Origin of the sequence: Paenibacillus sp. 1-18, from assembly GCF_000520755.1 — a bacterium.
GTDB classification, from domain to species: domain Bacteria; phylum Bacillota; class Bacilli; order Paenibacillales; family Paenibacillaceae; genus Paenibacillus; species Paenibacillus brasilensis.
Map to the genome: position 1 here is coordinate 41,873 of NZ_ASSB01000345.1, position 9,187 is coordinate 51,059.

Below are 9,187 nucleotides of genomic sequence, written 5' to 3' on the forward strand. Positions count from 1 at the left end.
TTCCCCATCCCCTTTCTAATCCATCCGTTTGGCAGCTGTCAGGCGGCGGTAAACAGCTCTTCCGAACCATCTTGCACTCAAGTTGAAGGCAAGTACGAGCAATACCAATACCGCTGAAGCGCCTGCGGCAATATCCTTGGAATCAGGAGCAATGCCTTCACTGTTCACCTTCCAAATATGCACAGCGAGCGTTTCGGCAGGTCTCATCGGATTAATAGGCGATCTGGCATGCAATGGATTCCAATCGGTAAAATCAAGCGGCGGCGTACTCATTCCTGCTGTAAACAGCAACGCGGCGGCTTCCCCGAAAATCCGGCCTGCGGCCAAAATAGTACCCGTAATCAAGCTTGGCAGCGCAGCTGGCAGTAAAATGGAGGTGATGATTTTCCATTTGGATAATCCGAGCGCAAGCCCGGCTTCCTTTTGCTCCTTGGGTATAGCCCGGAAAGCCTGCTCTGTTGTACGAACCATCAGCGGCAGATTGAATACTGCCAAGGCCAAGGCTCCTGATAACAGAGAAAAACCAAAATTAAACGTATTTACGATAAGTAAAAGTCCAAACAAACCGATGACGATGGACGGGAAGGAAGACAATACTTCGACGACAAGTCGTATGAAGTCCGTAATTTTTCCCGGCTTTGCGTATTGCGCCATGTATATACCGGCACCCCAGCCAATCGGAATGGTAATGATCAAAGTTAAAATCAGCAAAAATACAGAGTTAAATAGCTGCGGGCCAATGCCTCCGCCTGCGCGTAACGTTTGGGGAGCACTGGTTAGAAAATCAAAGGAAATGTGACTGACTCCACGGGCCAAAATGAACCCCAATAATCCCAGCAAAAGGACAACAATGAACAAGGCAAAGAAACAGATTACAAATGTAGCGATCTTATCGGTTGTTTTAGCTCTCATCTAATCCGGTTTCTCCTTTCAAGCAGCCTTACCAGCAGCACAAAGATAAATGTCATGAGCAGAAGCACAAGCGCCATACTCCAAAGAGCGTTGTTATGAACTGAGCCCATAGCTGTGTTGCCCATGCTAAGTGTAATAACACTGGTCAAGGTCGAAGCGGATTCCAGCAAGGAGCTTGGTATGTGCGGTGCATTCCCGATGACCATCTGCACGGCCAGCGCTTCCCCAAAGGCACGAGCCATACCGAGAATAATTCCTGTCAAAAGAGCGGGCAGCAGCGTCGGAATAATGACGCGTGCAATGGTCTGCCAGCGGGTAGCCCCCAAAGCATAGGAGGATTCACGCAGACCTCCTGGCAAGGATGACAGAGCATCCGCCATAATACTCGTAATGGTCGGCAAAATCATCACAGACAACACAAGGCAGCCTGCCAAAATGCCGATGCCTTGTCCTCCGAACACGTTCCGCAGCAACGGGACGATCACAGTCAGACCGACAAAGCCATATACTACCGACGGAATACCGGATAATAGCTCAATCGCAGGCTGAAGGATACGTTTACCCGATTTTGGCACGATTTCCGTCATAAACAAAGCTGCACACAGACTGAGCGGACTGGCAATTAAAGCCGCCAAAATGGTTACAGCAAAAGAACCCGTAATAAACGGAAGCGCACCGAAGGACTTGGGTTCACCGTCTGGGCTCCATTTGGTGCCAAAGAAAAATTCACGTAGACTGACTCCATTCATCGCAAATGTAGCTACACCTTTGGAGGCAACAAAATATACGATGGAAACAATGACTGCAACTAAAAAAACGACACAAACCGACGTATAAATGCGGCCGGTCCATTCTTCCCAGTAATGTCTTTCTTTCATAACTCGGGAACGTTTATTCTGTTCCATGTATGCCTTCCCTTCAATTGGTTCCATACTGTAACTCCTTTAACCGAAGAATAGAGGTCGGACGCTAGTCCGCCTCTTCTCCGTGAATATACTACGCATTAGCTGCATTCATCCGAACAGGAGATGTATCTCCTTATTTCGTAATGTTCCCGTCAGCATCGCGTTTAACTTTCATACCAGATACTGGAATGTACCCCAGATCTACGACATCGGATTTCTGGATTTCATCAGACAGAATATAATCAAGGAATGCTTTGACGTGTTCTTTTGGCTCACCTTTAGTGTACATATGCTCGTAAGCCCATACTGGATATTTACCTTGCTCTACATTTTCCACGTTGGCTTCAACACCGTCGTATTTCAAAGCTGTTACAGTGTTGTCGATGTAGGAAAGAGCCAGATAACCAATAGCACCCGGTGTTTCAGCAATCAGCTTTTTCACAGTACCGGAGGAATCTTCCTGAATGGAACCTGGAAGATCTTCCGTTTTTTGGCCCAATGCATATTTTTCAAATGTTGCACGAGTACCGGAGCTGCTTGGACGGTTTACAATAACGATTTTTTGATCTGCACCACCAACTTGTTTCCAGTTCGTGATTTTACCTGTGAAAATTTGTACCAATTGATCTTTCTTCAGGTCTGTTACGCCAACCTTAGGATTCGCTACTGCTGACATCGCTACAACAGCTACTTGGTGATCGACCAGCTCATCTGCGCCGCTCTCCAGTTTTTCTTTGGCAAACACGTCAGAGTTACCGATATCCGCTTGTCCGCCGGAAACCTGAGTCAAGCCAGTACCGCTGCCGCCGCCTTGTACTTGAACTGCAATGCCTTTATATTTATCGACAGCCATAAATTTTTGTCCTGCTTGCTCTACCAATGGTTGAAGTGCCGTGGAGCCAACAGCCAGAATGTTACCTGTCAGTTCAGCAGCTGCTTTATTATCTGTTCCTTTAGCAGCATCTCCTTGTGGTGCAGCATTGTTACCTGACCCGCAAGCTGCGAGTGCAAATACCATGGTAAGAGTCATCAGAATGAACGGCCATTTTTTCAACATTTTTTATTGTCCTCCCCTTAGTTAAGTGACGGTTTTTTATTTATGACCATCAACACTTTTACATTGTAGGCCTGGAATGTTAGACGAACGACGTGGTTTTGTAAAACAAATATAAAATATTGATAGATAAATTATTTTAAGGTATATAATTAATCTATAGTTAAAACTTCATACATCAAGACACTTAAGGAGGTCTGTCTAATTCCATGAATATTCTAAAATTACGTATTTTGATGCTGATCGACAAATTCCATAAGGCGACGGATGTGGCCGAAGCTTTGCAAATCAAGCAGCCTACCGTCAGCTTTCATATGAAGAGCCTCGAAAAGGAAATGGGTGTTTCCCTATACTCTCTTCAACAAGGCAGAATTATGCTATCTGAAGCCGGAAAAAGAATGCTGCCCTATGCGAAGCAGATCATCTCCCTCGAGCAAGAAGCAAGACAAGCTGTAGATGAACTCGCAGAGGAATCGCAGGTTCTATTACAGTTAGGCGCAGAGTCGATCTCAGGCACATATCTCCTCCCGTCTATCCTTGCCAAATTTGCTCAACAATTTCCAAAATGCCGGATTCGGCTGGAAATTCAACCTCCAGATACCATCAAACAGTTGCTGCAACAGGGAGAACTTGATTTTGTTTTTCTGGACGATAGAGATCCTCTACCAGAGCATACCGCGGCAGAGGTGGTGGCTTCGGACCGAATTGGAATTATCAGGAGCAAAAATAATGCTTCCAAAGCAGTGGATGTCTACAGACCTGATATGCTGGACAAGCATACGTGGGTGAAATACAGCGGGGCATCTGCTATTGATGCACATTCCTCTCTACTTAAGCCCAATCTGGAGACCAACTCATGGGAGGCGGTAAAGCAAGCAGTAAGCGGCGGAGAAGCGCTTGCCTTCTTTCCTGCCTGTGGTGTTCAGAACGACAACCGCAGCGTTCCTACGGTGGAATGGCTTCCTTATACTGAGGCTACTGAGGTTGATAGACAAAGCGACTGTTATCTAATAAACATTGTGTATCAACGTGATACACACCAAAGCATGATCCAACAAGCATTCCTTAATTTCATGCGGCAAGAAGCGCAGAAATTTAAAAACTAGAGAAAACCAAAAAGAGCATCCAAGTCGCAATGACCTGGATGCTCTGCTTGCTGTATCCAAACGATATAGTTCTGTTTGATATTCCAAACAGGATAAAATTATGCTTGTGCAGGAACGCAGCTAATTTTGATCAGGTTGGTAGAACCGGAATCACCAAGCGGCACGCCAGCGGTAATCACAACCAAATCGCCTTCTTTAACAAGACCGGAATTGCGACCGCCTTCCAGCGCATTGTCAAACAGACTGTCCGTTGTGTCCACAATCGGTCTTCCTTGGACTGCATGTACGCCCCAGATCAGAGCCAGGCGGCGAACGGTTCTTTCCTGTGTTGTCACAGCAATAATCGGAGCTTCTGGGCGGTATTTAGAAATCATACGCGCAGTTGTTCCGCTTTGTGTAGACGTCAGGATTGCTTTGGCATGCAGATCAAGTGCAGAAATGGAAACGGATTGGCTGATTGCTTCCGTAATACTAATTTCTTGCGCCGTTCTTTGTTTCTTGAACAGATCACGGTAATTCAGAGAGGACTCTGCTTTTTCTGCAATACGGGACATCGTCAGTACGGATTCCACCGGATATTTACCCGCAGCTGTTTCGCCGGACAGCATAATTGCGTCTGTTCCGTCAAAAATAGCATTAGCTACGTCACTTGCTTCCGCACGAGTCGGGCGCGGGTTACGTTGCATGGAATCCAGCATTTGTGTTGCCGTAATAACAGGCTTGCCAGCTACATTACATTTGTTAATCATCAGTTTTTGCGCCAAAGGCACTTCTTCAGCAGGGATTTCCACACCAAGGTCACCACGGGCAACCATCAGGCCGTCAGAGGCATCCAAAATTTCGTCCAGGTTGTCAACACCTTGCTGATTTTCTATTTTGGAAATGATTTGAATGTGACTTGCGTTGTGCTTTGCCAGCAATTCACGGATTTCCAGTACATCACTTGCTTTACGAACAAAAGAAGCCGCGATGAAATCAACGTCCTGCTCAATACCGAAAATGATGTCGTTAGCATCCTTCTCTGTAATACCAGGCAAAGAAATGGCTACGCCTGGCACGTTAACGCCCTTCTTGCTCTTGATCGTTCCACCATTGACAATGCGGCATTTGATTTCAGTGCCTGATACTTCAATAACGGTGAGTCCGATCAGACCATCGTCGATCAGAATGGTGGAGCCGGGCTCCACGTCAGCGGGAAGGTCCTTGTACGTAATGGAAATACGGTCTTTCGTACCAAGAATTTCTTCCGTAGTCAGCGTAATGAACTCGTCCTGAACAAGCTCAATAGGTTCAACCTCGAGCTTTCCTGTCCGGATTTCCGGCCCCTTCGTATCGAGCAAAATAGCAACGTTTTTGTTAAGCTCTTTGCAAGCTTGTCGGATATTTTTGATCCGGTTGCCATGCTCCTCGAAATCACCGTGAGAGAAATTCAGGCGGGCTACATTCATACCAGCCAAAATCAGTTTCTTCACATTTTCCAATGACTCACTGGAAGGACCGATAGTACATACAATCTTAGTTTTGCGCATTTGGGTTTTTCCTCCGTTTTCAAAGGTGCTACTTTATATCTTTTTCCAACAATTAAATCTACTACACTTTTTCCTATTTGTATAGGAAGTTCGTCATATTTATTGTTACCCGTTTCCAGTGTTTTACAACATAGGCTCCGCTTCCGAAGATTTCAAAAAGGTGTATTGACCTATTTTCCGGAATTTTTGATACCGATCTTCCCTCAATTCATCGCAGCTCATATTCATCAGTTCGGCCAAATGACGTTCCAACAGCTCCTTGATTGCAGCAGCAGTCATTTCATAGTCGCGATGCGCGCCCCCTTTCGGCTCCGGCACAATGTCCTCGATGACCTCCAGGCGCAGAAGATCATTTGCTGTAATCTTCATAGCTTCAGCTGCCTGATCTGCCTTGGAAGCATCCTTCCATAGAATCGAGGCCGCCCCGTTTGGAGAAATGGCCGAGTAGATGGCATGCTCCAGCATCAGTACCCGGTTGCCGACCGCAAATGCAAGCGCACCGCCGCTTCCACCCTCGCCGATGACCACACAAATAACAGGCACCGAAAGCTTTGCCATCTCCCGCAAATTACGGGCAATTGCTTCCGATTGACCTCTCTCCTCTGCTGTATTACCCGGATAAGCGCCCTTCGTATCAATAAATGTAATGATTGGGCGTTTAAACTTGTCGGCCTGCATCATAAGACGCAAACCTTTCCGGAAACCTTCCGGGTGTGCACTACCAAAAAAACGCGCAATGTTATCTTTGGTATCCTTACCGCGCTGCTGACCAATAACGGTCACCGGAATACCATTCAGCTTGGCAATCCCGCCCACGACCGCCAGATCGTCTCCAAACAAGCGGTCGCCATGTAATTCAATAAAGTCCGTAAACACTTGCTCGATCAAATCAAGAGACGTCGGCCTTTGATGATGACGGGCCAGATGCATCTTTTGCGGTGCTGTAATGTTCGAGTATATTTCTTCTTCCATCTGGAGATAACGTTCTTCCAGACGGTTAATTTCATCTGTAAAATCAATTTGCTTATCCTGTCCGAATTGCTTGAGTTCTTCGATCTTCTGCCGCATCTCGACCAGGGGCTTTTCATAAGGCAATTCGCCAGCCATCTATTCCACCCCTTTCACACTGTGTAGATCAAGCAGTTGCCCAAGGGTATCGCGCAGTTCCTTGCGGTGCACAACCATATCCAATTGTCCATGCTGTAAATTAAATTCGGAAGTTTGAAAATCATCCGGCAGCTTCTGTCTGATGGTCTGCTCGATTACGATACGGCCTGCAAAGCCAAATACAGCGCCCGGCTCTGCCATATTAATATCTCCAAGCGTAGCAAAGCTGGCCGAAACTCCACCTGTAGTCGGATCCGTAATAATGGAAATATAAAGCAACCCCTGCTCGTCCAGACGAGCGAGAGCAGCGCTTGTTTTGGCCATCTGCATCAGACTCAGAATACTTTCCTGCATACGTGCCCCACCGGATGTGGAGAAGATAATAAGCGGCAAGCGCTTGTCAATCGCCTGTTCAATGGCGCGGGTAATTTTTTCTCCCACGACCGAGCCCATGCTGCCTGTAAAAAAGTCAAAGCTCATCACCGCTACGACAACAGGAAGCCCATGAATAAGGCCGTCGCCCGTAACGACAGCCTCTCGCAAGCCGGATTTCAGCGTCTGCTGCTCCAGCTTACTCGCATATCCAGGAAAGTCCAGCGGATCAACTGAAATCATATCAGCATCATATTCTGTAAATGTGTCCTCATCGAGCACCATGCGAATACGCTCCATCGCATTAAGACGCATATGATATCCGCACACCGGACACACCTTTAAATTCTTTTCCAGCTCTTTGCTGTATTGAATGCTTCCGCACTTGCCACATTTGGTCATAAGACCTTCGGGAATTTCCCGTTTGGGACGATCCGGCATGTCCGATTGATCGCCGCTCAGCGAACGTTCCGAAGGGATCGTCGCGTATTTACGCTTCTTTTGGAATAAATCTTTAAACACAACTACACCTCTCCAGCCGTTTATTTGTCAGCCGTAACCGATACAAGGTTCTCTGCCGTCTGTGCGGCACCTCTAAGCATTATGTTCATACACACGTCAACGCTTGTTTGCAAAACATTACCGCCGATCGTGCATCCTTTGTTCCATTCATGCTGCTGTATCACTTCCGCCGTTCCGGACTCAAGGGCGCAAAATCGAATTAAGCACTTCCTGTATTTCTTCGACTTCCCCCGAAGGCACAAGTATCTCAAACTGTTGCTTGGACGCGCTAATGGCCCGGGTCTGTACCATAAAACCTTCTTCAGACAGTTTGAGCTTAATCATGTCAGCCAGTCTGGCCGTCGGTGCGATATAAATCACCGTCCACATGCCTTGTTTCTACCCCCTAAGCCTCAAGTTTTGAGCCCATATAATAGACTCATGATAACATACCTTACTTTTTTCCCGCAACAAAAGCCCTCCTGCTCATTAGAATCCTTCGGAGGGCCTAAAAGTTTATCCACTCTGCTCATACAGACCAATCAAGCGTCCAAGGACGCAGGATAATGCTTGGCATGAAGGCTCCGATGGGCAATACGCGAAGAAGCGGCAGCGGCCAAACCAGCGACGAGATCGTCTAAAAATACGTGAATACCGCTACTTTTTTGGTTCAGTTGTTCAATAACCCCAATCTTTTCCTTATCCAGATATCCAAAGCTGGTTAAACCGATCATGCCATATACGCTCGTAATCCCGAGAGCCAGTGTCTCGTCCACCCCATACAACGGTTCGTCTGCCTCCATAATGGCTTGCAGTGGCTCAGGGAGAAGTCTTTTTTCGGCTAGCTCATCAAGTGCAATACCTGTGAGCAAAGTATATTGCACCTCGCGCTTTTGCAAAACCGCTTTGACACTGTCCACACATTCTTCCATCGTCAAATGGGGATAATATTTTTGTTGCAGTTGAAAAACGATGTCCGCAATGGACTCGATACGAATGCCTCTACGATTTAATAGAGTTTCTGCATATTCATAGGACATGATTTCCCTCCCGCCTCACCGTACAGTTCTATTCTTCCACTGTGCGGGGCCTCATGTGTGCAGGATTATGTGATGAAGCTGTTGTTCCGCCAGTTTTCCAAGTGTATGCGAGAGGGAAGGAAATTGTTCATTAAATTGTTACTATTAGACAGGAAGGGCAGTAGGCAGGAAAGACAGGTTGCAGCATGTCCATCATTTGACTTTCACCGTACCTTCACCCAGTATGGACTCCATTCGATCAAAAAGCTGAGGCGAAGGCTTGATGCTGTAAGCATCGCTCAAGGCCAATAGACGCTGGCTGCTCTCATAAAATAGTACGGTAGGCAACGCACCGGGATGCTCTTGCAGCAGCGCCTTGAGGCTGACCAGCAAGCTGGCGTCCTCCTCGGCCTCGCGGGTGATTTTAACAAACACCCGCTGATGAGCCTCACGCCTCGGGCTGCGCGGAGCCGGGGCTTGCCCGCCGTGAGCCGCTTCAGCGTTGCTCGGTGAAGCGCCCGTAGCCGGGCGAGCCGGCTTGGGCTGCGACGGAGCAGACGTTGCGGCTGTTGACGGCACACGCTGCGCTCCCCCGCCGGGGGTGCCAGCGGAAGAACCAGCTGCTGGCATGGATGTTCCGGCTGTGGCAGCTGGACGCGCCCCGGCACGCCGACGCTGGAGA

At 47.6% G+C, this 9,187-nt stretch carries 9 protein-coding genes and 1 pseudogene; 1 reads left to right on the plus strand and 9 read right to left on the minus strand.

All coding sequences use genetic code 11. The features are described 5' to 3' along the window. Nucleotides 1-15: 15 nt before the first annotated feature. The 3 genes from pstA to L693_RS0122955 all read right to left on the minus strand — a co-directional run bounded on the left by pstA (nt 16) and on the right by L693_RS0122955 (nt 2,874). Entirely contained in the window at nt 16-912 is an 897-nt protein-coding gene (gene pstA, locus L693_RS0122945) for a phosphate ABC transporter permease PstA (RefSeq protein ID WP_025720291.1), read from the minus strand. Continuing rightward, nucleotides 909-1,844: a phosphate ABC transporter permease subunit PstC gene (pstC, locus tag L693_RS0122950; protein ID WP_025720293.1), complete on the minus strand. Its 936-nt coding sequence runs from the start codon at nt 1,842-1,844 to the stop codon at nt 909-911. The genes pstA and pstC overlap by 4 nt, the downstream gene beginning before the upstream one ends. A gap of 106 nt (nt 1,845-1,950) precedes the next feature. Next, entirely contained in the window at nt 1,951-2,874 is a 924-nt protein-coding gene (locus L693_RS0122955) for a phosphate ABC transporter substrate-binding protein (protein ID WP_025720295.1), read from the minus strand. Between the two features lie 206 nt (nt 2,875-3,080). Between L693_RS0122955 and L693_RS0122960 the strand changes: the two genes are divergently transcribed. After that, nucleotides 3,081-3,977, plus strand: coding sequence for a LysR family transcriptional regulator (locus tag L693_RS0122960; RefSeq protein WP_025720297.1), 897 nt, complete (start codon nt 3,081-3,083; stop codon nt 3,975-3,977). Between the two features lie 98 nt (nt 3,978-4,075). Here the strand turns inward: L693_RS0122960 and pyk are convergent, their stop codons facing one another. From pyk to L693_RS30785, 6 genes and pseudogenes are all read right to left on the minus strand, one after another. After that, nucleotides 4,076-5,506, minus strand: a complete 1,431-nt coding sequence (gene pyk / locus L693_RS0122965) for a pyruvate kinase (protein WP_025720299.1) — start codon at nt 5,504-5,506, stop codon at nt 4,076-4,078. A 123-nt stretch (nt 5,507-5,629) separates the two neighbouring features. Then, nucleotides 5,630-6,613 (minus strand): acetyl-CoA carboxylase carboxyltransferase subunit alpha, encoded by a 984-nt coding sequence (locus L693_RS0122970; RefSeq protein WP_025720301.1) that lies wholly within the window; start codon nt 6,611-6,613, stop codon nt 5,630-5,632. Further along, complete coding sequence (gene accD, locus L693_RS0122975) at nt 6,614-7,507, minus strand: acetyl-CoA carboxylase, carboxyltransferase subunit beta (protein WP_025720303.1); 894 nt, start codon at nt 7,505-7,507, stop codon at nt 6,614-6,616. It abuts the gene before it with no gap. A gap of 180 nt (nt 7,508-7,687) precedes the next feature. After that, the gene (locus L693_RS0122980; protein WP_007429680.1) at nt 7,688-7,876 is read right to left on the minus strand and encodes a hypothetical protein; all 189 of its coding nucleotides are present in this window, start codon (nt 7,874-7,876) and stop codon (nt 7,688-7,690) included. A 152-nt stretch (nt 7,877-8,028) separates the two neighbouring features. Continuing rightward, nucleotides 8,029-8,526, minus strand: a complete 498-nt coding sequence (locus L693_RS0122985; RefSeq protein WP_025720305.1) for a phosphatidylglycerophosphatase A family protein — start codon at nt 8,524-8,526, stop codon at nt 8,029-8,031. 192 nt (nt 8,527-8,718) lie between these two features. Next, nucleotides 8,719-9,187 (minus strand): annotated as a pseudogene (locus L693_RS30785) (DNA polymerase III subunit alpha); the annotation flags it as partial.